General features: G+C 61.6%; 15 protein-coding genes and 1 pseudogene. 9 read left to right on the forward strand and 7 right to left on the reverse strand.

What is annotated here, in order from left to right; all coding sequences use genetic code 11:
* Positions 1-101: 101 nt before the first annotated feature.
* The 5 genes from ALTERO38_RS04430 to ALTERO38_RS04450 form a co-directional block, all read right to left on the reverse strand.
* A complete protein-coding gene (locus tag ALTERO38_RS04430; protein WP_178114568.1) occupies positions 102-1,853 on the reverse strand; it encodes a S8/S53 family peptidase in 1,752 nt (583 codons plus the stop codon).
* Positions 1,850-2,815: an L-histidine N(alpha)-methyltransferase gene (gene egtD / locus ALTERO38_RS04435; protein ID WP_102834967.1), complete on the reverse strand. Its 966-nt coding sequence runs from the start codon at positions 2,813-2,815 to the stop codon at positions 1,850-1,852. The genes ALTERO38_RS04430 and egtD overlap by 4 nt, the downstream gene beginning before the upstream one ends.
* A gap of 3 nt (positions 2,816-2,818) precedes the next feature.
* On the reverse strand, positions 2,819-4,114 hold the full coding sequence (gene egtB / locus ALTERO38_RS04440; protein ID WP_159969631.1) for an ergothioneine biosynthesis protein EgtB: 1,296 nt from the start codon (positions 4,112-4,114) through the stop codon (positions 2,819-2,821).
* A 214-nt stretch (positions 4,115-4,328) separates the two neighbouring features.
* The gene (locus tag ALTERO38_RS04445; RefSeq protein WP_159967411.1) at positions 4,329-5,024 is read right to left on the reverse strand and encodes an SDR family oxidoreductase; all 696 of its coding nucleotides are present in this window, start codon (positions 5,022-5,024) and stop codon (positions 4,329-4,331) included.
* Between the two features lie 24 nt (positions 5,025-5,048).
* On the reverse strand, positions 5,049-5,360 hold the full coding sequence (locus ALTERO38_RS04450; protein ID WP_159967412.1) for a hypothetical protein: 312 nt from the start codon (positions 5,358-5,360) through the stop codon (positions 5,049-5,051).
* Between the two features lie 133 nt (positions 5,361-5,493).
* On the opposite strand from ALTERO38_RS04450, the gene ALTERO38_RS04455 reads away from it, so the two are divergent.
* Positions 5,494-9,900: a DEAD/DEAH box helicase gene (locus ALTERO38_RS04455; protein ID WP_159967413.1), complete on the forward strand. Its 4,407-nt coding sequence runs from the start codon at positions 5,494-5,496 to the stop codon at positions 9,898-9,900.
* A 186-nt stretch (positions 9,901-10,086) separates the two neighbouring features.
* Here ALTERO38_RS04455 and rapA read toward each other — a convergent pair whose 3' ends face one another.
* The gene (rapA, locus tag ALTERO38_RS04460; RefSeq protein WP_159967414.1) at positions 10,087-12,936 is read right to left on the reverse strand and encodes an RNA polymerase-associated protein RapA; all 2,850 of its coding nucleotides are present in this window, start codon (positions 12,934-12,936) and stop codon (positions 10,087-10,089) included.
* A gap of 233 nt (positions 12,937-13,169) precedes the next feature.
* Between rapA and ALTERO38_RS04465 the strand changes: the two genes are divergently transcribed.
* The 5 genes from ALTERO38_RS04465 (at position 13,170) to ALTERO38_RS04480 (ending at position 17,131) form a co-directional block, all read left to right on the forward strand.
* Complete coding sequence (locus tag ALTERO38_RS04465) at positions 13,170-13,469, forward strand: aspartate-semialdehyde dehydrogenase (RefSeq protein ID WP_159967415.1); 300 nt, start codon at positions 13,170-13,172, stop codon at positions 13,467-13,469.
* A 7-nt stretch (positions 13,470-13,476) separates the two neighbouring features.
* On the forward strand, positions 13,477-14,082 hold the full coding sequence (locus tag ALTERO38_RS04470; RefSeq protein ID WP_159967416.1) for an alpha-ketoglutarate-dependent dioxygenase AlkB: 606 nt from the start codon (positions 13,477-13,479) through the stop codon (positions 14,080-14,082).
* Entirely contained in the window at positions 14,079-14,240 is a 162-nt protein-coding gene (locus tag ALTERO38_RS04475; RefSeq protein ID WP_178114569.1) for a hypothetical protein, read from the forward strand. The genes ALTERO38_RS04470 and ALTERO38_RS04475 overlap by 4 nt, the downstream gene beginning before the upstream one ends.
* A 223-nt stretch (positions 14,241-14,463) precedes the next feature.
* Positions 14,464-14,574 carry a cytochrome c oxidase subunit CcoM gene (gene ccoM / locus ALTERO38_RS21625; protein WP_045425123.1) on the forward strand — a complete coding sequence of 37 codons (111 nt, stop codon included), beginning with the start codon at positions 14,464-14,466 and terminating at the stop codon, positions 14,572-14,574.
* Positions 14,575-15,142: 568 nt separating this feature from the next.
* Complete coding sequence (locus ALTERO38_RS04480) at positions 15,143-17,131, forward strand: methyl-accepting chemotaxis protein (RefSeq protein WP_159967417.1); 1,989 nt, start codon at positions 15,143-15,145, stop codon at positions 17,129-17,131.
* A 129-nt stretch (positions 17,132-17,260) separates the two neighbouring features.
* On the opposite strand, the gene ALTERO38_RS04485 is transcribed toward ALTERO38_RS04480, so the two are convergent.
* A complete protein-coding gene (locus ALTERO38_RS04485) occupies positions 17,261-17,731 on the reverse strand; it encodes a MaoC family dehydratase (RefSeq protein ID WP_148924572.1) in 471 nt (156 codons plus the stop codon).
* A 269-nt stretch (positions 17,732-18,000) separates the two neighbouring features.
* Here ALTERO38_RS04485 and fadD2 point away from each other — a divergent pair, with 269 nt between their 5' ends.
* The 3 genes and pseudogenes from fadD2 to ALTERO38_RS21690 all read left to right on the forward strand — a co-directional run.
* Positions 18,001-19,689: a long-chain-fatty-acid--CoA ligase FadD2 gene (gene fadD2 / locus ALTERO38_RS04490; protein ID WP_159967418.1), complete on the forward strand. Its 1,689-nt coding sequence runs from the start codon at positions 18,001-18,003 to the stop codon at positions 19,687-19,689.
* Between the two features lie 212 nt (positions 19,690-19,901).
* On the forward strand, positions 19,902-21,590 hold the full coding sequence (gene fadD1, locus ALTERO38_RS04495) for a long-chain-fatty-acid--CoA ligase FadD1 (RefSeq protein ID WP_159967419.1): 1,689 nt from the start codon (positions 19,902-19,904) through the stop codon (positions 21,588-21,590).
* Positions 21,591-21,842: 252 nt separating this feature from the next.
* Positions 21,843-22,598, forward strand: a pseudogene (locus tag ALTERO38_RS21690) (cache domain-containing protein); the annotation flags it as partial.
* Positions 22,599-22,859: the final 261 nt, after the last annotated feature.

Below are 22,859 nucleotides of genomic sequence, written 5' to 3' on the forward strand. Positions count from 1 at the left end.
TGTTTCAGAGTGTTTCAAAGCTGATGCTCATGAGCTTCTGGTCATGGAGGTGCGCTGCTGCTGAGTGTCAGCACGGCGTTCCAGCCGAGGGGAATCGGTTCTCAGCGAACGTGCTGCAAACTGTCGACGGTCAATTCCAGTGCTTTGCGCATATCCAGACGGGCCGAGCGGCCAATGTCCTGGTTGTCGAGCCGGTAGCTGCGCTCCGATGGCAGGATCGGGGCTGTCAGGTCGTCGCCCTCGACGGCTTCGAAATCGCTGTTGCGGCCGATAGTCAGCGCGCTTCGGCGCAGCAGTTCGCGCAGCTGTTCAGGCTCCAGGGCCGGATTGATCGATAGCATCGCACCGACTACCCCGGTGACCATCGGCGTGGCGTACGAGGTGCCGCAGTGCACTTCGCCGCGCTTGCCAGGTTCCAGCGTCGCGGCGCGGGTACAGGCCGACGCGGTGATGTCGACGCGCATATCGATGTTAGAGGAGGGCCGCTTGGTGACGTAGGAAGGATGCTCGACCGGCACGTCCCTGGTGAAATCACGCTGGTGCGCACCCACTACCAGGAGCTGTTCTGTGATGAACGAGGAGGGCAGACGGTAATCGTCCTGACCGGAGTGGGCCGAGCCATTGCCCGCCGAGTTCACCACCACCACATCCGGATGCTCGCGGCGCAACCAGAGAAAGAACTCTTCGAGCAGCTCTTCGTAACCGCTCATCGCGACACCGGAGCGCACCAGTGAATCGATCTCCTCACCGTCCACATCAAGTGTGCCGACTCGATGGATACCCCAGCTCCAGTTCAATACCCTCACGCCGTCTTCGACCAGATTGACCGAGGCCGCGACGTTGGCGGTGATGCCTGCGTCCGAGTTGCGCTCGACGATGACCTCGAACCCTGAACTCGCCGGCTCCAATGCGCTGAGAAAGCCGCTGTCGCCAGGGTCGACGCTGCGCGCCGCGAGGATGCCGGTAACGCTGGTGCCATGATCGGCTGGGGAAGCCGCATCACGGGCATAGACGCAGGTTCGTGGCTTGGCAGGGTCGCAAGGGCCAAGGTAGGCGGTGAATTCGGGCGAGTCGAAGTCGACGTCGCGTTCAACAATGCCGATGCGCACCGGATGAGTGTTGATCGGCGGTTTTTTCGCGGGCAGGCGATGCAGGTAGTAGTCCACTGCATCGAGAAAGCGGTTGGCCACCCATTCGCTGTTGCGCGGCTTGCTTTGCTGATCCTCCTCCACAGGCTCTTCGGCGCCTGATTCCTCCACGACCACAGCATCCACACTCGTCTCGCTGCCTAGGCGCAACACCAGCGCGTCACGTTCGGTCAGGTTGCTGGCCGGCAGACGCAGTTGATAGGTATTGAGCGGGGCGATGGCGCCGACGACTTCGGCGCCGTATTTCGTCGCCAGACGCTGCGACTCCTCGAGCCCGTCGTGATCCTCTTCGATGATCAGGCTGACCAGGTTCACATAGGTGGTCAGGCCGTCCATGTTCTTGGCGACGGCATCGGGGCCGGCGGCCAGCACATGGCTGCCATTGAGCGTAAGCCAGACCGGGTTGCTGCGGCGCCCACCCTGTTCCAGCCAGAGGGGACCGCTCTGATGACCGTCCGGGCTCAGGGTCAGGCGCAGTCGGCCGCCATCTTCCTGGCTGATATCGACTGCCTCGCCACTCAGCCTCACTTCAAGGCTGCTTGAGTCGAGCCCTTCGCTTCGCAGGCAATAGGTCAGCTGTTCGGTGGAGAACAGATCACCGCAGCGCTGCAGATCCTTGATCCGCAGCGGTTGCTCTGCTGCCGTTGCGGTGCCGAGTCCAAAGGTTAGAGCGAGAGCGCTCAGGCGGTAGACGAATGGCCTCACGGACGGCGTTGTAGGTAATGCACGCTGAACAACGCCTGGGCATCGGTCCACTGGCCACTGCAGTCGAAACCAGCACTATTGGCCAGGTCGGCAAATGATTGCAGGGTGTACTTGTAGGAGTTCTCGGTATGCAGGCTTTCGCCGGCATCGAAATGAAACCGCTGCCCCTCGATGGTCACGTCCTGCGCCTCGCGGCTGATCAGGTGCATCTCGATCCGCGAGTCCTGCTCGTTGAAAAAGGCCTGGTGGGCGAAGCGCGATGGATCGATGTCGCTGTCCAGCTCGTGACGAATGCGCTGCAGAAGATTGAGATTGAACGCGGCGGTGACATGCGCACGATCGTTATAGGCGGCCTCCAGTACGCTGCGCTCCTTGACCAGGTCGACGCCAATCAGCACGCCACCGCCGGGCGGAAGAATCTCGTGCAGATGGCCGAGCAGCTTGCGCGCTTCCAGGGGCGTGAAGTTACCGATGCTGGAGCCCGGGAAGAACACCAGCGGATGATGCAGGGTGAAGTCGTCTGGAAGCTTCAGTTCATCGGAGAAATCAGCGCAGGCGGCGTGCACTTCGAGCCAGGGATAATCCGCGGCCAGGCGCTGGGTGCTGGTGAGTAAAAAGTCTTCGGAAATATCGATGCCCAGGTAGCTGACCGGGCGCAGGCCTTCCAGCAGCAGGCGTACCTTGCGGCTAGCGCCGCTGCCCAGTTCGATGAGATCGGTCTGCGGGCCGGCGATCTCAAGAATGTCATTCGCCGCGTCGGCGAGGATCTTTTCCTCAGTGCGGGTCACGTAGTACTCCGGCTGCAGACAGATCTGCTCGAACAGCTCCGAGCCGCGCCGGTCGTAGAAGAACTTCGGCGAGATCCGCTTGGGCGAGGCAGCGAATCCCGCCAATGCCTCGTCACGCAATGACGTGTCGTGGGTCGGCTGGGTCTGGTCATGAAAATGGACGGCTAGTGCCATGGGTCATAGCTCCCTGGCCAGGCGCAGCCCGGCGAATTGCCAGCGCATCGCTGGTTGAAAGAAGTTGCGATAGGTCGCGCGGATGTGCGCCTCGGGTGTTGCGCAGCCGCCGCCGCGCAACACCATCTGGCCAGACATGAACTTGCCGTTGTATTCACCCAGGCTGCCTTCCAGTGGATGGAAGCCCGGGTAGGGGCGATAGGCACTGGCGGTCCATTCCCAGACGTCACCGAACAATTGCGCCGGCCCTTCATGCGGCACGCTGGCAGCAACAGGTTGCAGATAGTCGCTTTCCAGAAAATTGCCGCGCCGGGGCTGGTCGGTGGCAGCCACCTCCCATTCGGCCTCGGTCGGCAGGCGGGCGCCGGCCCAGCGCGCATAGGCATCGGCCTCATAGAAGCTGACGTGGCAGACCGGCGCCTCCAGATCCAGCGGGCGCATCCCGCCAAGTGTCATTTCATACCAGGCGCCGTCATCGCGGTGCCAGTACAGCGGCGCGTTCCAGCCGTGCTGGCGAATATGTGCCCAGCCGTCAGACAGCCAGAGCTCGCTGCGCGCGTAGCCGCCGTCGGCAATGAACGACAGGTATTCGCGGTTGCTGACCAGGCGGTCGGCCAGCTGGAAGTCCTCGACGAACTGCCGATGCCGCGGCGTCTCGCAATCGAAGGCGAAGCCGTTGCCAGCATGGCCGATGTGGTGCACGCCGCCAGCGTAATCGTGCCAGCGAAGACGTTCGCTCTGCAGCGCAGGGGGCGCTTTCAGGTCGTCCCGGTAGACGGGGTGCAGCGGGTTCTGCGCAAGGATGTGCTTGATGTCCATGAGCAGCAGTTCCTGATGCTGCTGCTCATGCTGCAGCCCCAGCTCGACGCGGCGCACGATTTCGGCGGCGTGCTCTTGTGGGGGGTTGACCAACAGCTCGGCCATGGCGCGGTCGACGTGATGACGAAAACGGTAAACGTCGTCTACACCGGGGCGGGAGATCAGCCCGCGCTGGACCCTTGGAAAAGGCGTGCTGTGGGTTTCATAGTAGGAGTTGAACAGGTGATCGTAAGCGGCGTTCAGCGGTTTATAGCCTGACTGATAGGGCTTGAGCAGAAAGGCTTCGAAGAACCAGCTGATGTGCGCCAGATGCCATTTCGGCGGGCTGACATCAGGCATGCTCTGGATGACGTAATCCTCGACCTGCAACGGTGCGCAAATCGCTTCGCTGGTAGCGCGAACCTGCTGGAAGCGCCGCAGCAGATGATCCATCTCGGCCAGGGCCGGTTGCTGCTTCGGCTGTTGTGCCAGGTTACCCATGGGCATCCCCCCGATCGATGCATGGAGCGGCCAATAACCGCTTCTATAAACGACCTGAAGCGAGGCGCAAAAGTTTCTCGCAAGAGGTGCCGGTCGCCGGTCTCAGTTATTCGTAAAAGCAGCCCAACGCTAAATAACCTGGTCTCCGGCCTGTCGTTCAAGTTGCAGTCATCTGCTTTCGGGACGGCGCCTCCAGCCACTTATTGAGCGCCGGTTAATCGTCCGCGAGCGGCGGGACGGGCCGAATCAGGATTTCATTCACATCCACATGGCTGGGTTGCGACAGCGCATAAACCACCGCACGGGCTATGTCTTCGGGTTGCAGGGCATAGGGCGGCGGCTGGTCGAAGAGTGGCGTATCGACCATGCCCGGCTCGATCAGCGTGACGCGCACGCCGGTGCCGCGCAGTTCTTCGCGCACGCTCAGTCCCATGCCGGTCACCGCCCACTTGCTGGCGCTGTACATCGAGCCGGGAATGACGAAGCGGCCGGCGGCCGAGCCGGTCAGCAGGACATGGCCCCTGCTGGCTTTCAGCGCTTCTAAACTGCAGCGCAGCGTAAGGCCTACGCCATACACGTTGGTCAGCAGCATCTCGCGCCAGACTTCAGGGTCCGCGCCGCTGAAGCCGCCTTCGCTGCCCGGCATTCCGGCGTTGGCGTAGACCGCATCGAGCTGACCGAAGTGGTCGAGCACCCGCTGCACCATGGCCTTTTGCTCCGCGTATTCCTTCACATCACAGCGAATGGCCAACGCCCGGTCGGGACCGCCGAGTTCGTCCACCAACTCCGTCAGCTTGTGCTCGGAGCGAGCGGCCAGGGCGATGCGATAGCCAGCCTCGGCTGCGATACGCGCGGTGGCGGCGCCAATCCCGGAGGACGCACCTGTGATCAGAAGAACCGGATCGGTCATGCTTTCCTCTCGGAATCTAACGGATCAATAGTTCGGTGGCGTCTCGGGGATGCCGGTGTCGTCGGTTATGGCTGGCATGGTCCAGGGCTCGAGGCGTTGGTCCTTGTCTTCTACGTCCAGCCTGGCCTGCTCGATGACCCCGCCAAGGCGCTGCGGGCTGGTGTATTCCTCGCGCGACACGCTGGGCACGCGCAATATTTCGGCACCGCTTCCGGACATCACGGTAAAGCCGAAGCTCTCTTCGTCCGGGTTGGCGCTGGTCACGCAGCCACACGGAAGAAAGGCTTCGGAGACGAGTTGCATCGCTTCATCAAGGTTCAGGGGTTGGTTGCTCATGGGGTTCTCCATCGACGGGCTGTCTCAAGTGGACCTCCAAGCGCCGTCGCCGTTTCCTTCTACCTGACGGGCATGCGACGGGCTGCGGCGAGACGGCCTTGTAGATGCGCTGCGGCGACAGCATATTCAGGTGATGACAAACTCCACCGTTCCCGACGCGCTGGCGACCTTCCACCCAGCAGTGGCTGGCTGGTTCGTACGCAGTTTCCCTGCACCGACTCCGGCACAGACCCGCGCCTGGCCCTTGATTCGTGCCGGCCACTCGACCCTGGTGGCGGCGCCCACCGGCTCGGGGAAGACGCTGACCGCCTTTCTCGCCGCCATCGATCAGCTGGTGCAAGAGAGCGTCGCCGAAGGTGGCCTGCCGGACCAGACCTCGGTGCTCTACGTCTCGCCGCTCAAGGCGCTGTCCAATGACATTCACGTCAATCTGGAACAGCCGCTGGCGGGCATCTCGGCGCAGCTGCAAGCGCTCGGCCTGCCACCGCTGACGATACGCACCGCGGTGCGCACGGGCGACACGCCACAGGCCGAGCGCGCCGCGATGCGCAAGCGCGTGCCGCATATTCTGGTCACGACGCCGGAGTCGCTCTACGTGCTGCTTGGCTCCGAGTCCGGCCGGCAAATGCTCGCCAATGTGCGCAGCGTGATCGTCGATGAGATTCATGCCATCGCCGGCAACAAGCGTGGCAGCCATCTGGCTTTGACGCTGGAGCGGCTGGAGGCCTTATGCGGGCATCTGTTGGTGCGCGTCGGGCTCTCGGCAACACAAAAACCCATCGAGGCAGTGGCCGATTTCCTGGTCGGGGTCGGACGCCATTGCGCAATCGTCGATGTGGGCCATGGCCGGTCGCGTGACCTGGCGCTGGAAGTGCCGCCGGTCCCGCTGGAAGCAGTGATGAGTAACGCTGTTTGGGAGCTGGTGTACGACAGGCTGGCCGTACTGGCCGGTGAACATCGAACCACGCTGATCTTCGTCAACACGCGGCGCATGGCTGAACGCGCGGCGCGGCACTTGAGCGAGCGGCTGGGCAATGCGGTTGTCGCGGCCCATCACGGCAGTTTGGCGCGCGAGCAGCGGCTTGATGCCGAGCAGCGACTCAAGCGCGGCGAGCTGCGGGTACTGGTGGCTACTGCATCTCTTGAGCTTGGGATCGATATCGGGGACGTCGAGCTGGTCTGTCAGCTGGGTTCGCCGCGGTCCATCTCAGCGTTCCTGCAGCGCGTCGGCCGCGCCGGTCACCAGGTGGGTGGTGTCTCGAAGGGACGTCTATTTCCCAGCTCACGCGATGATCTGATCGAATGCGCCGCCTTGCTCGACAGCGTGCGGCGCGGCGAGCTCGATACGTTGGTGATACCAGTGGCCCCGCTGGATGTGCTGGCGCAACAGATCGTGGCCGAAGTGTCGTGCCTGGAGTGGCAGGAGGATGCCTTGCTGGCGTTGATCCGCTGCGCCATGCCTTACGCCGGGTTGAGTGAGGCGGATTTTCAGGCGCTATTGGCGATGCTCGCCGAGGGCTACACCACCCGCCACGGCGCACGGGGCGCTTATCTGCACCGCGATCTGGTCAGCCGCAGCCTGCGCGGACGACGTGGCGGCCGTCTGACCGCGCTGACGTCTGGCGGCACCATCGCCGACAACGCGGACTACTCGGTGCTGCTCGAACCACAGGGCTTCAACATCGGCACGGTCAACGAGGACTTTGCCGTCGAGAGTCTGGCCGGCGATGTCTTTCAGCTGGGCAATACCTCGTACCGCATCATCAAGATCGAGTCTGGCCGCGTGCGGGTCGAGGATGCACAGGGCCAGCCGCCAAACATCCCGTTCTGGATAGGCGAGGCGCCTGGGCGCAGCGATGAGCTGTCCGCGGCGGTGGCGCGACTGCGCGGGGAAATCGATGAGCGCCTGGACGAAGCCGAAGCCCGTAGAAGCCAGCTTGCTGGCGATGCTTTTGAGTCTGCAGGGATCGCCAGCGAGCTGGCGCCTACAGAAGCGACCAACGAGGTGCGATCAAGACTGCAGTCTGCCATTGACTGGCTCACTGAGACGCTCGGCCTGGCAGAAGCCGCGGCTCGCCAGATCGTTGAGTACCTGGCCCGTGTCCGCTCGTCGCTGGGTGCGCTGCCGACGCAGCAGCGGTTGATCATGGAGCGCTTCTTTGACGAGTCCGGCGGCACCCAGCTGGTCATCCATTCGCCGTTCGGCAGTCGGATCAACCGTGCCTGGGGACTGGCGCTGCGCAAGCGCTTCTGCCGCACTTTCAACTTCGAGTTGCAGGCGGCGGCGACCGAGGATGCAATCATCTTTTCGCTGTCGACCAGTCATAGCTTTCCGCTCGATGAGGTTTGGCGCTATCTGCACCCCAACAGCGCCGAGGCGGTGCTGGTCCAGGCGCTGCTCGATGCGCCGCTGTTCGGGGTGCGCTGGCGCTGGAACGCGACCACTGCCCTGGCGCTGCCGCGCATGGCCGGCGGGCGTAAAGTCGCGCCGCAGCTGCAGCGAATGAAAAGCGAAGATCTACTCGCAACTGTTTTTCCGGACCAGGTCGCCTGCCTGGAGAACATCGTCGGCGAGCGGGAGGTGCCGGATCATCCTCTGGTCGCCCAGACCCTCAACGACTGCCTGCACGAAGCCATGGACAGCAATGGCTGGCTGGCGCTATTGCGGCGGATCGAGGCGGGGGACATCGAGCTACTGTCGCGTGATCTGCCGGCCCCGTCGCCGCTGGCCATGGAAGTGTTGGGCGCTCGGCCTTACGCCTTTCTCGACGACGCTCCACTGGAAGAGCGTCGGACCCAGGCCGTGCTGAATCGCCGTTGGACCGACCCCGAGTCCAGCGACGATCTCGGTGCGCTGGATGCCGCAGCGATCGAGGCGGTGGGGGAGGAAGCCTGGCCCCAAGCGCGCAATCCGGACGAGTTGCATGAAGCGGTCACCGGACTGGGCTGTATCGCGGAAGCCGAAGTGCAGGCCGAGCCTCAGTGGCTTGCCTGGCTGAACGAGCTGGCTCGTGGAGGGCGCGCGACGCGGATGCAGGTCGCGCAGGATCGCGCGCTCTGGTTGCCCGTCGAGCGTCTTGCACTGTTGCAGTCCATCTATCCCGAAGCGGGTTGCGAGCCAGTCCTCAGGCCGCTGCCGGGCTTCGATCAGCCGTCGAGCGAAGACGACGCCTTGGTCGAGCTGATCCGCGCGCGCCTGACGGGCTTCGGCCCCTTACCGGTTCCGCTGATTGCCCGGCCGCTTGCCCTGCCGGCATCGGCGGTCGCCCTGGCGCTAACGCGTTTGGAGTCTGAGGGTTTTGTGTTGCGCGGCCGCTTTACGCCGGCCGCAACTGACGATGAGTGGTGCGAGCGGCATCTGCTGGCGCGCATCCACCGCTACACGGTCAAGCGCCTGCGCCGCGAAATCGAACCGGTTGAGCGCGCTGATTTCATGCGCTTCCTGTTCGACTGGCAGCACCTGTCCGAGGCGACACGAATGCAGGGCCGCGATGCGCTCGGCACGGTAGTCGAGCAACTTGAAGGCTTCCAGGCCGCGGCAGGCGCCTGGGAGAGCGACCTGCTGCCGGCGCGCCTGAAGGATTACGGCGGCACCTGGCTGGACGAGCTTTGCCGCTCCGGACGCATCGTCTGGACGCGCCTGGCTGGGCGAATCAAAGCCAGCAGCGGGCCGGTGCGCGGCACGCCTATCGTGCTGCTTCCGCGCCGGCAACTGGCGGCCTGGTATGCACTGGCCAGTGATGCGCCGCAGCCCGAGCTGTCATCACGCGCGCAGCGGGTGTTCGAGACGTTGCAGGGGCAGGGCGCATTGTTCTTCGACGAGCTGCAGCAGGACGCACGCCTGTTACGCAGCGAGCTGGAAGATGCTCTCGGTGAGCTGGTTGCGGTAGGGCTGGTCAATGCAGACAGTTTTGCCGGCTTGCGGGCATTACTGGCGCCCGCCGCGAAGCGCTCACGCAGTACCCGACAGAGCCGCGGTGGCGCATTCATCGGTGGCATGGCGGATGCCGGTCGCTGGGCGCTGGTACGAAAAGTCGCGTCGCTATCGGCCGAAGCCCCTGCGCGCCGTCCAGTATTGGACCCAGAAGCGTTGGAACACATTGCGATGACCTTGCTGCGTCGCTACGGCGTGGTGTTCTGGCGCCTGCTGGACCGAGAGGCGGATTGGTTGCCGCCCTGGCGTGAACTCCTGCGCGTCTACCATCGGCTCGAAGCGCGGGGCGACATCCGCGGCGGTCGTTTCGTGGCGGGTGTGCCGGGTGAGCAGTTCGCCTTGCCCGAAGCGGTTGGTCTGTTGCGTGAGGTGCGCAAGCGCCCGCTGGCCGGCGAGATGATCGCCGTCTCGGCGGTCGACCCGTTGAATCAGGTCGGCACGCTGCTGCCTGGCGAGCGCGTACCTGCAACTGCAGGCAATCGCATCCTCTATCGCGACGGCGCACCGCTGGCACTGCTGATCGGCGGAAAACCGGAGCTGCTGGCTGAGTTGGACGAAGACGACCAGCGTAAGGCCAGGCAACTGCTGGCGGTAGCGCGGCGTTGAGGGCTGCGGTACTGCTCTTCAGAGAGTTTGGGACTGATGAAGGGGACGGCAACCTACGGCGGCGATCAGTGCCGATTGGGATCGCTCGCTTATCGCAATCCCCCGAGCGTGGCGGGTCAGCTTGGAAAGCATGAAAAAGGCCGGCTGCAATCGCTCGCAGCCGGCCTTTCGTAACGCGGGTGAACGTCAGCCGGCTACCAGCACTCGGATCGCCTCCAGGCGCAGACCGGCCTTCTCCAGCATCGCCAGACCTTCTTCACGCTGCTTGCGCACGGCTTCGATCTCGCTGTCGCGCACGCTCGGGTTGACCGCCTGAAGGGCGGTCAGCCGCGCCAACTCTTCGTCGAGGCTCGCCTTCAGCTTGCGCTGCGCCTCGGCGACGCGCTCGGTGTGGCGCGGTGTGACCTTGGCTTCCGCATCGGCGATTTGCTTGGCCAGCACGTCGCGCTGAGCCTGGACGAACTTGTTCGCACTGGCGCGCGGGACGCTTTCCAGCTGATCGGTGAGCGTCTCGAACGCCACCTTGGGCGCCAGGTCGTTGCCGTTCGAATCCAGCAGGCAGCGCAGCGCCAAGGGCGGCAGGAAGCGGTTGAGCTGCAGTGCACGCGGCGCCACCACCTCGCTGACATAGAGCAGTTCGAGCAGGACGGTGCCGGGCTTCAGCGCCTTGTTCTTGATCAGCGCCACGGCGGTGTTGCCCATGGAGCCGGACAGCACCAGGTCCATGCCGCCCTGGACCATGGGGTGTTCCCAGGTGAGGAATTGCATGTCTTCACGAGCAAGGGCCTGCTCGCGGTCATAGGTGACGGTCACGGCTTCGTCGTCACCGAGCGGGAAGCTGGCGTCGAGCATCTTCTCGCTGGGGCGCAGGATCAGGGCGTTCTCGGAATGGTCTTCACTGTCGATGCCAAAGGCGTCGAACAGCTCTTCCATGAAGATCGGCAGGGCGAACTGGTCGTCCTGCTCTTCGATGGCTTCGACCAGTGCCTTGCCCTGTTCGCCGCCGCCGGAATTGAGCTCCAGCAGACGGTCGCGGCCGGCATGCAGGTCGGCTTCCAGGCGCACGCGTTCGGCGAGAGCCTCTTCAATAAGCTTCTGGAACTCGTCGTCGTCGCCTTCTTCGAGCTGGTTCAGCAGGCGCGGCCCGAACTGATGCTGCAGAGCATTGCCGGTGGGGCAGGTGTTGAGGAACGCATTCAGCGCCTCGTGGTACCACTTGAACAGGCGTTCCTGCGGGCTGGTTTCAAGATAGGGCACGTGCAGCTGAATGACATGCGCCTGGCCGATCCGGTCGAGGCGGCCGATGCGCTGCTCCAGCAGGTCGGGATGCGACGGCAGATCGAACAGCACCAAGTGATGCGCGAACTGGAAGTTGCGGCCCTCGCTGCCGATCTCGGAGCAGATCAGCACCTGCGCGCCGAACTCTTCATCGGCAAAGTACGCGGCCGCGCGGTCGCGCTCGAGAATGCTCATGCCTTCATGGAACACGGTGGCCGGGATGCCGGAGCGCACGCGCAGCGCGTCTTCCAGATCCAGCGCGGTCTCGGCGTGGGCGCAGATCACCAGCACCTTGAATTTCTTCAGCATCTTCAGCGTGTCGATCAGCCACTCGACGCGCGGATCGAAACTCCACCAACGGTTCTGCGGGTCCGGCTCTTCCTGCTGGCTCTGGAAGCTGACTTCCGGATACAGCTCGGCATGCTCGCCCAGCGGCAATTCCAGATACTCGGCGGGGCAGGGCAGCGGATAGGGGTGCAGTTGGCGCTCAGGGAAACCGCGCACGGCGGCGCGGGTGTTGCGGAACAACAGGCGGCCCGTGCCGTGACGGTCGAGCAGCTCACGAATCAGGCGGCTGCTGGCTTCGATGTCGCCATCGGTGGCCGCGGCGAGCAGCGCTTCGCCTTCGGCGCCGAGGAAGTCATGGATGGTCTGGTGTGCTTCCTGTGACAGGCGGCCCTCGTCCAGCAGTTCTTGCACCGCTCGTGCAACCGGCTGGTAGCTGGCGCTCTCGGCGCGGAAGGCTTCGAGATCATGGAAACGGTTCGGGTCGAGTAGGCGCAGGCGAGCGAAGTGGCTTTCCTGGCCGAGCTGCTCGGGTGTCGCCGTCAACAGCAGGACACCAGGGGTGACTTCGGCCAGTTGCTCGACCAGCTTGTATTCGGCGCTGGCGTTTTCCGGGTGCCAGACCAGGTGATGCGCTTCGTCCACCACCAGCAGGTCCCAGCCGGCAGCGAAGGCCGCGTCCTGGGCGCGCTCGTCGTCCTTCAGCCAGTCCAGCGAGACCAGTGCGAGCTGGGTGTCTTCGAAGGGGTTGGTGGCATCGCTTTCGATGAAGCGTTCGTCGTCGAACAGCGCGACTTGCAGGTTGAAACGGCGGCGCATTTCCACCAGCCACTGGTGCTGGAGGTTCTCCGGAACCAGGATCAGCACGCGCTTGGCACGGCCAGAAAGCAGCTGGCGATGGATCACCAGGCCGGCTTCGATGGTCTTGCCGAGGCCCACTTCGTCCGCCAGCAGAACGCGCGGGGCGATTCGGTCGGCGACTTCACGGGCGATGTGCAGCTGGTGCGCGATGGGTTGCGCACGCACGCCGCCCAGGCCCCACAGTGAGGAGGTGAGTTGTTTGCTCTGGTTTTCCAAGGTGTGGTAGCGCAGCTTGAACCAATTCAGCGGGTCGATCTGGCCAGCGAACAGACGGTCACTGGCGAGGCGGAACTGGATGAAGTTCGACAGCTGGGTTTCCGGCAGAGTGCGGGCTTCGCTCTGTGCGGTCAGGCCGTGATAGACCAGCAGGCCGTCGACATCGTCGACTTCGCGCACGGTCATCTTCCAGCCTTCGAAGTGAGTGATTTCATCACCCGGGACGAAACGCACGCGCGTCAGCGGAGCGCTGCGTGCAGCGTATTGGCGGGTTTCACCCGTCGCGGGGTAGAGCACGGTGAGCATGCGGCCGTCCTGCATGAGGATGGTTCCCAGACCGAGTTCCGCTTCGCTGTCGCTGATCCAGCGTTGCCCCGGTAGATACTGCTGCGCCATGCCCTGCCTCCCGCTGTAAAAAAGCCCGCTATGTTAACGGATCACCGCGCATAGATCGACGATAGATGCCACTGCATCAAGCCTGTCACCGCTCGTGTTCATCCATGACGACCCGGAAACGCACCCCGGCAGTGTAGCGTTGCTGCTAAAGTCGTCGGCAGAACCGCCGATCAACCGCTACAGGCCCGCCAGCCCGGTATAGAAAGCGATCGGTTTGCCAGGGGAGAGCGAAGATGCTGCCAGTCATTCCACCCGGTACCGTCCAGGTCACCGCGCAACAGGACGTGGTCAAGCCGCGACCCGATATCGCGCCGGTGACGCCCGTGCAGCCTAGCGCGAACGAAAGCTCGGTGGGCCTTGATCGTCGTCACCCTCAGGAAGCCGAGCAGATGCTGCGCGACGAGCAGCGCAGGCGGCAACGGCGTCGTGGCTACACCGCCCAGGAGCTCGCCGAAGGCGAAACCACCGAGGAAGACCAGGCCGCCCTTGATGAGCTGCCGCGACAGGGACTGTGGGTGGATGTGGAGGTTTGATCCGTCCATGTCAGACGACAGCGAGCTGATCGAGCTGGCAGATGCAGATCTGCGCTACTTCCCGCGATGGGTCGATGCAGATTTGGCTGACGGATGGTTGTCGGAGATTTCCGCACAGACACCTTGGACCCAACCTCAAATCAAACTCTACGGTCGCAGCATTACGGTGCCGCGACTGGTCGCCTGGTATGGCGATGCCGATGCGCATTATCGGTATTCCGGTTTCACACACGAGCCGCTTACCTGGACGCCGCTGTTGGCCAATATCCGCCAGCGGGTACAGCAGCAGGTCGGCCAGCACCTGAATGGTGTCCTGCTCAACTACTATCGCGATGGACAGGACGCCATGGGCTGGCACAGCGATGACGAACGAGAGCTGGGACAGCAGCCCTTGGTAGTCTCGCTCAATCTGGGCGCCACGCGGCGCTTCGATTTTCGCCGCAAGGGAACCAGCCGTATTGAGTACTCCATCTCGCTCGAACATGGATCGCTGCTGGTCATGAGCGGTCTCACCCAGCATTATTGGCAGCACCAGATCGCCAGAACACGAAAGGTTCGCGCACCGCGCCTCAACCTGACCTTCCGCCAGATCATCCACGGGCCGACCTTATGAGCAGTGACGAAAAGCTGATCGATTTCAGTGCCGAGCGTGAAAAGCGTATCCACGACATCAAGGAAAAGCGGCTGGTTGAAATGCGTCAGGCTTTCGAACAGGTGCTGCCGCTAAGCAAGCCAAAGAAAAAGTCCAAGACCAAGCCGAAAAAGCACTAACATCGCTTGCTGATAGCCCGTTCCAAATTGCTCGCGACGACTTATCGCGTGGCTGCTGTCCCGTAGCGTCCCTCCTGACACCCCCATTTTTTTGATCCAGATCAGTTACCGCGGTGCCTTTATTCAAAGGCTCCGTGGTGATTGACGTCGGTCAATTTTTTTATCGGCGGGGAAGACGACTATGCAGCCATCAGACAGCGAAACAGCTTGGAGGTAGGAAATCATGTTCGTCGATAATGTGGTGCTCGCAGGGGTGGTCACGGTCGGCCTTATGGTCGCCTTCCTCGGCGGTTTCGGATATTTCATCTGGCGGGACGCGCACAAGAAGCGTTGATCCGGCTGGTGGTACAGAGCACGCAAGGCATTTGGGCGACTTAGGTCGCCCTTTTTTTGTCTGTAATTCGCTGCAACCACGAACACCGCTGTTTCTCGATTCGTCCGAGGGGGGCGAGGCGCGCAGCGCGTATCCCCAAGTTGATTTGTCTACCCGCCCCTTCGGGTTGCTGCCGGCTGCAGGCGGTGCATACGCATCGGGACGCAGGTAAACAGTTACCCCTTCAATCTCTCTTGCTTATCAGGCAGTGGCGCGGCGCAACGGCTGGAATGCCAATCGATGCGTTCATCGTGGTGCGCCGTTCGCAGGGGAGCCCCGTTTTAGAGCGCTGCTTGCTGAATAAAACCTCTGAGCGAAAAGTCACAGCAGGCGTGTCAGCTTTGGTTGATGGCTCACTGCTATCGCCGCGGGCGTTTGGTTTGGCCGGTATATATGCTGGCCAGTCAGTCAGGAAAAGCGTGGTCGTCGGCGTTGTGGGCAAGGATGTTGCAACCAGCCTCGTAAGCGCGTCCCTCCCTGGGCGCTGGAACGCCGGCTTCCTGCAGCCGGCGGTATGCAGAGGAATCCTATGTCTTTTTTCGCCCCGGTTCTGTCTCTGATGTCTAGGGCGCGTTATGCCCAGAAATTCATCATCATCCTGGCTGTGTTCATGCTGCCGTACTGTTGGTTATCCAGCGACAAGCTGTCCGCGATCTATCGCTCTATCGATGCGCTTGAGCAGGAGCAGCTTGGGCTCGAGGCGCTTGAGCGCTATTTGGCTGTCCAGCAGGCGGCGTGGCGCGTGGCTGCTCTGCAGGTGGTTCACCAGGCGCGCGACAAGCCTGACGTCAACGAGGCAATAGCTCAGCAGGGCCGAATCTACGAGGCGCAGGCAACCGAATTCAATCGCTGGCTGAGCGCCAATGGCTTTAGCGAGCTGGCAGCGCATCCTACCGCCAGAGCTGAGGAGATGAAGTTTGAACGCGGCACGGCAGTTGACACCTTGTTCATGTATCACGGCGCGCCAGTGCTCGGGCATGTCGAGGCGATGAAAGCGATTGCCGCCCGTGCACACCTGGCACAGGATCAGGATCCGCTGGTGTTCAGCGAAATGGACCGCCTGCTCAATCGCATCCTCCCGCTTCACCAAAAGCTGGCCCAGGCCGGCGCTTACAGCGCCTACTTGAAGGCTTACGGCTACCTGGAGTCGGCAACCCGGCCGTCCGTGATCAACCTTGGCAGCGAAATCGCAGCCATGGCGGTCGCCGAGCGTGGTCCCGGAGCGGTCGCGCAGCAAGTAGCTGTGGCGTCGGAAACGCTGGCGCAGACCTATGCAGAGGTCACCGAGCCTTATACTCGTTCGCGCTTCTTCGGCAGCGACAGCGTGCAGCTGTGGGCAGATGATTTCGCCCGCTACGATGACGTCGCCAGATTGCTTGACCAAGCTTCGCTCAGCCTGTTCAGCACGGTGCGCCAGCAAGTCGCCGAGCATCTGGCGAACGAGCGTACCAGCCTGTACAGCTGGGCAGCGGCGTTGCTGGTAGTGGTGCTTTTCACTCTTTATCTGTTTGCGGGTTTTTATCTGTCGGTGCGTGGTGCCATCAAGGTCATTGCTGATGGCACACGGCAGCTTTCCGAGGGTGACCTGCGGCATGACATCCAGACTCGCGCCCGCGATGAGCTGGGCGACCTGGCGCAAGACTTCAATCGCATGCAGACCCGCATTCGCGAGCTGATCAGTGAAGTGGCGCGGTTTTCTGCGTCGACCACCGGCAAGGCCGAGCGCTTGAATACCAGTGCGATCGACAGCCAGCAGGCCATCGCCCATCAGGCAGCCGAGCTCGAGCTGATGGCCAGCGCCATCAGCGAGCTCGTCAGCAGCGTCCAGGAGGTCAGCAGCAATTCGCTGACTACGGCAGAAAAAGCGAATAGGGCTGGCGACCAGTGCCGTGACGGGCAAGTGCAGATCGAGCTCGCTGTTCTTCAGATCAATCGATTGTTCGGCGAGATGGATCAGTCCCTAGTGGCGATCACTTCAGTCGAACAGGAGAGCAGCGAGATCGCCAAAGCTGTCGACGTCATCAAGACCATCGCCGAGCAGACCAATCTGTTGGCGTTGAACGCTGCCATCGAGGCGGCCAGAGCCGGCGATCAAGGACGTGGCTTCGCTGTGGTGGCCGACGAGGTGCGAAGCCTGGCGCAGCGCTCCCACGCCCTGACCGGCGAAATCTACGCCACCATCGGTCGCTTGCAGCAGCAGGTTAGCGATGCCGTGCGCATCATCCAGGCCAGCCACTGCAATGCGTCCGAAACTGTGGAAGAGGTGACCCGCACCGCGGCGATCTTTGAGGGCATCACCGAAAGCATGGGGCTTATCATCGATCACAACACTCAGATCGCCTCTGCGGCGGAACAGCAAGCGACCGTTGTGGAGAACGTCGAACGCAACACACTGGCTATCAAGAGTCTGAGTGAAGCCAATGCGACTGAAGCCAGCCACACCGTGGCTGTGAGCGGGGAGGTCGTCAACATGACGCGAGAGCTGCACGGGCTGATCGGGCAGTTCAAAATGAAGTGATCTGGTGGCGGCCTAAGAGGCTTCCATGCCGGAACAGTTACCGACTGGGCTATCTGTCACCGCCCGATCACGGTGACAGCATCCGGTGATGCAGGGGTGGTATTGGTCTGGGCCCGCATCGCTTTGTTCTCAGCCGATGCTGACCGGCGGCAGGGCTTTGATCTCGACAGTCTGTGCCTTGCGTGGGGCAAGAATTTCGGCCTCACCGTCCACGACCATCTCGTCGCGCTGGTTGAACACCTGGGTGGCGATGCGAACGCGAAACTTGGGCAGCTTTTCGAGAATTTCCAAACGCACAGTCAAGGTGTCGCCAAGCTTGACCGGCAGGGCGAAGCGCATCGTCTGCCCGAGATAGATGGTGCCCGGCCCAGGCAGCTCGCATGCCACGGCTGCGCTGATCAAGGCGCCACTGAACATGCCATGGGCGATGCGCTCACGGAAGATTGTCGAAGCGGCAAATTCGGCGTCCAGATGAACCGGGTTGTGGTCCCCCGACATGGCGGCGAACAGTTGAATGTCACGTTCTTCCACGGTCTTGCTATAGGAGGCCTTTTGGCCAACTTCCAGATCAGCGTAGGGAGTGTTGCTCAGCGTACTCATGCGTAGACCTCTGAATGCGGATATAAACGACAGAACCCGCCGCAATAGGATCCGTCGGAGCGAAAGGCGCGCCGTAGAAGGCGCCCGAGTGGCTGCATTCTAGAGCTCTGCGATGGCGTTGTCCCGTGTCTGGTGGTCTGGCGCAGTGGCCGGAGATTCACATCACTGATTACACCCGCCTCGCTATTGCACCGGACAGCGGAGCTGTTAAGTTCGCCACAGCCCGCCGCGAGTGGGTCAGACACTCTCAGGTATAGAGGCCAATAACAATGCAACCTGACTTCTGGAATGACAAACGCCCCGCCGGTGTGCCTAACAACCTGGATATGGGCGGTTTTCGCTCGGTTGTGGAAGTATTCGAGCGCTCCTGCAAGACACACGCAGACCGTCCCGCATTCAGCAACATGGGCGTGACGCTGACCTATGCGGACCTGGAGCGGTACTCGGCGGCTTTCGCGGCCTGGCTGCAGAACCACACTGACCTGCAACCCGGCGATCGCATCGCGGTGCAGATGCCCAACCTGCTTCAATACCCTATTGCTGTCTTCGGTGCCCTGCGCGCCGGGCTGATCGTGGTCAACACCAACCCGCTGTACACCGCGCGGGAGATGCGCCACCAGTTCAAGGATTCCGGTGCACGGGCGCTGGTATACCTGAATACCTTCGGCAAGCTGGTACAGGAAGTCGTACCCGATACGGGCATCAAGGTCCTCATCGAGGCCCGTATCGGTGACATGTTGCCATCGCTCAAGGGGCTGCTGGTCAACGCCGCGGTCAAGCACGTGAAAAAGATGGTGCCGGCGTACAGCCTGCCCCAGTCCGTGTCGTTCAAGCACGTGCTGCGTGATGGCGCGCGGCATGGGCTCAAGCCGGTGTCGCTGACGCTGGACGATGTTGCGGTCCTGCAATACACCGGCGGGACGACTGGTGTGGCCAAAGGCGCCATGCTGACTCATGGCAACCTGGTCGCCAATATGCAGCAGGTCCACGCCAACATGCAGCAGCTGGACGAGCAGGGGCACACGATCATCAAGGAAGGGCAGGAGATCATGATCGCGCCGCTGCCGCTGTATCACATCTATGCCTTCACGGTTAACTGCATGTGCATGATGGTGACCGGCAACCATAACGTGTTGATCACCAACCCTCGCGACATCGATGGCTTCGTCAAGGAGCTGCAGAAGTGGCAGTTCACCGCTTTCCTCGGCCTGAACACGCTGTTCGTCGCGCTCATGTCGCACCCTGAATTCAAGAAAATCAATTTCGCCTCGCTGAAGGGCACCAACTCAGGCGGTACGGCGCTGGTTTCCGCAGTGGCCGAGCGCTGGAAGAGCATGACTGGCGTCACTGTGACCGAAGGCTATGGCTTGACCGAAACCTCACCCGTGGTCTGCGCCAATCCCCACGGCGACGGTTCACGTTTGGGCACCGTTGGCCTGCCGGTGCCGGGCACAACGTTGAAAGTGATCGACGATGACGGCAGCGAACTCCCTCGCGGTGAACGCGGTGAGTTGTGCGTCAAAGGTCCTCAGGTAATGAAGGGCTACTGGCAGCGTCCCGACGCCACGGCCGAAGTGCTGGATGCCGAGGGCTGGCTCAAAACCGGCGATGTCGCGGTAATCGATGAGGATGGTTTTGTTCGCATCGTCGATCGCAAGAAGGACCTGATCATCGTGTCCGGTTTCAATGTCTACCCCAACGAGATCGAAGATGTGGTCATGGCGCATCCGAAGGTGGCTGCCTGCGCAGTGATCGGCGTGCCTGATGAAAAGTCCGGCGAAGCCGTGAAACTGTTCGCCGTGCGCAGCGATCCCAGCCTGACCGTAGATGAGTTGAAGGCTTATTGCAGAGAGAATTTCACGGGATACAAGGTGCCTCGCCAAATAGTATTCCGCGACTCGCTGCCAATGACTCCGGTGGGCAAGATTCTGCGCCGGGAATTGCGCGATCAGGCCTGATCTCAGCGATCCCTGAGATTGCTCTCGAAGTGACCGGTAAATCCTGATCGGTCACTTTGTGCCCTTTTTGCTCTGGCTGGACACTGTTCGGCCAGTTCCAAAACTGCTAACCTCGAATCCACTTTTTGGCCGGAAGTTCCGTACAAAAATTAACAAAACACAACAAAACAGCTGCTATATGCAGTAAAGCTGTCGCTTAGGAGTGGGGTTACATGACCGATAACTTCTGGAAGGATAAGTATCCTGTCGGGGTCAACAGTGAGATCAATCCCGATGAGTACCAGAACATTCAGGCTGTGCTCAAACAGTCCTGTGAGCAATTCGCAGACAAGCCTGCCTTCAGTAATCTCGGCAAGACCCTGACCTACGGTGAGCTATACAAACTGTCCGGTGAGTTTGCTGCCTATCTTCAGCAGAACACCGATCTGCAGCCAGGTGATCGCATCGCGGTCCAGCTGCCTAACGTCATTCAGTATCCTATCGTCGTGTTTGGCGCCATGCGCGCTGGGCTTGTGGTGGTCAATACCAACCCGCTCTACACATCGCGCGAGATGGAGCACCAGTTCAACGATTCCGGCGCCAAGGGGCTGGTCTGCCTCGCCAATATGGCTCACCTGGCGGAAGAAGTGCTGCCGAAGACAGGCATCCGGCACGTCGTAGTGACTGAGGTTGGCGATATGCTGCCAACCGTCAAGCGCATGCTGGTTAACGCCGTGGTCAAGCATGTGAAGAAAATGGTGCCGGCTTACAACTTGCCGAAAGCGGTCAAGTTTACCGACGCCATTGCGCTGGGCCGTGGCAAGGTGGCACGCGAAGCCAATCCGGCCAGTGATGAAGTGGCGGTTCTGCAATATACCGGCGGTACTACAGGCGTGGCCAAGGGTGCGATGCTGACCCACCGCAACATTGTCGCCAACATGCTGCAGTGTCGCGCCCTGATGGGCTCGGAGCTGGGCAACGGCTGCGAAACGATGGTCGCGCCGCTGCCGCTTTACCACATCTATGCGTTCACCTTTCACTGCATGACCATGATGCTGATCGGTGCACACAACGTGCTGATCACCAACCCGCGCGACTTGCCGACCTTCGTCAAGGACCTGGGCAAATACCGCTTCACCGGTTTCGTCGGGCTGAATACCTTGTTTGTCGCCCTGTGCAACAACGAAGACTTCCGCAAGCTCGATTTCTCTTCGCTGAAAGCTACCTTCTCCGGCGGTATGGCACTGCAATTAGCCGCGGCCGAGCGTTGGCAGCAGGTCACCGGTTGCGAAATCTGTGAAGGTTTTGGTATGACCGAAACCAGCCCAGTGGTCTCGGTCAACCCGTTCGGTGGCATCCAGATCGGCACCATTGGCATTCCGATGCCATCGACATTGTGCAAAGTCATCGACGACGAGGGCAACGACCTGCCCATGGGCGCTATCGGCGAGCTCTGCGTCAAAGGACCTCAGGTCATGAAGGGCTACTGGCAGCGCCAGGAAGCCACCGATGAAATCCTGGACGCTGAGGGTTGGTTGAAGACCGGCGACATCGGCATCATCCAGGACGACGGCTACATGCGCATCGTCGATCGCAAGAAGGACATGATTCTGGTCTCCGGTTTCAACGTCTATCCCAATGAACTTGAAGACGTGCTCGCAACCCTGCCAGGCGTGCTGCAGTGCGCGGCCATCGGGGTGCCGGATGAGAAATCGGGCGAGGCGATCAAGCTGTTTGTTGTGGTCAAACCGGGCGAAAGCCTGACCAAGGAACAGGTCATGCAGCACATGCACGACAACGTCACCGGTTACAAACGACCCAAGACCGTCGAGTTCCGTGACAGTCTGCCGACTACCAACGTTGGCAAGATCCTGCGCCGAGAACTTCGCGACGAAGAGCTCAGAAAACTCGGAAAGAAATAACCGTTACTGGTACGCAAAAGCCCCGCTCTGACGGGGCTTTTGCGTTTCTATACGGCCACCGGTCAACGTAACAAACGGCTTTGCTAACTCATTTACATGCGACCTTTGGCTGCTGTCTGCCTCGCTTACTCCTTGTCACAATGACGGTATTAATCCATGTGAAAAGTGGGGTCAAAGCGCATGATTGCCAATCTTCGATTACGAGTGAAGCTGCTGCTGTTGGGAGTGGTGCCGACGCTGGTGCTGGCCGTGATGCTAAGCGGCATCGCCGTCTACGAATTACGCGACCTGGCACGGCAGCAGGAGAGCAACGTCCGTGAAAGCCTGACGCGAGATCGTCGCGCCGAACTCAAGCATTATGTCGAAGTGGCGCGCAACGCCATTGGTGCGCTCTACGACCGATCTGCCGACGGGAACATGGCGGCGAGAGCCGAAGCAGTCAGGCTTCTCGAACGACTTTCATATGGCACCGAGGGCTATTTCTGGGGCTATGACGATCAGTCAGTGAGGGTTTTCCAAGGCGATACTCGCGAAAAGATCGGTCAGAGCTTTGCTAGTTACAAGGACCCCAGCGGCGTCTTTGCGATTCGCGAGCTGGTCAAGGCTGCTCAGGATGGCTCTCATTTCGTCGACTACAGCTTTGAGATGCCAGATAGCAAGGCCGTAGTGCCAAAGATCGGCTATGCCGAATACCTGCCGAAATGGAACCTGGCGTTCGGGACCTCGTTGAACCTCGATGGTGTCGAGCGGGACGTGCAGGCGGCGCGCATGGCTTTCCAACAACGCATTGATCGCATGACGACCATCATGCTGGGCTCAGCTGCCGCACTGCTGGTGTTGATTGCCGGGCTGGCGGTGTTCCTGAGCAATGCCATTTTGAGGCCTCTGCTGTTGGTCAAGCGCAATCTGGATGATATGGCCGCCGGAGACGGCGATCTAACCCATCGTTTGCCCATCACGAGCCGCGACGAGTTGGGCGAGCTGGCCGGGTCCTTCAATCGTTTCGTAGAAAAGATCCATACCCTGGTTCAGCAGGTTGCTGGCACCACTACTCAGCTGACCGGGCTGGTTGGCGCGGTGGCCAGCCAGGCGCAGCGCTCGGAACAAGCGATGGCAGACCAGCGGCATGAGACCGACCAGGTAGCCACGGCGATCAACGAAATGTCGGCTGCGGCACACGAAGTAGCGATGAGCGCGCAGCGGGCGGCAGAAGCTGCGCAGGAAACCGACCAGCAAGGCCTGGCTGCCAAGCAGGTGGTCGACCGCAGC

Source organism: Pseudomonas sp. 9Ag, assembly GCF_902506445.1.
Classification (GTDB): Bacteria; Pseudomonadota; Gammaproteobacteria; order Pseudomonadales; family Pseudomonadaceae; genus Stutzerimonas; species Stutzerimonas stutzeri_AB.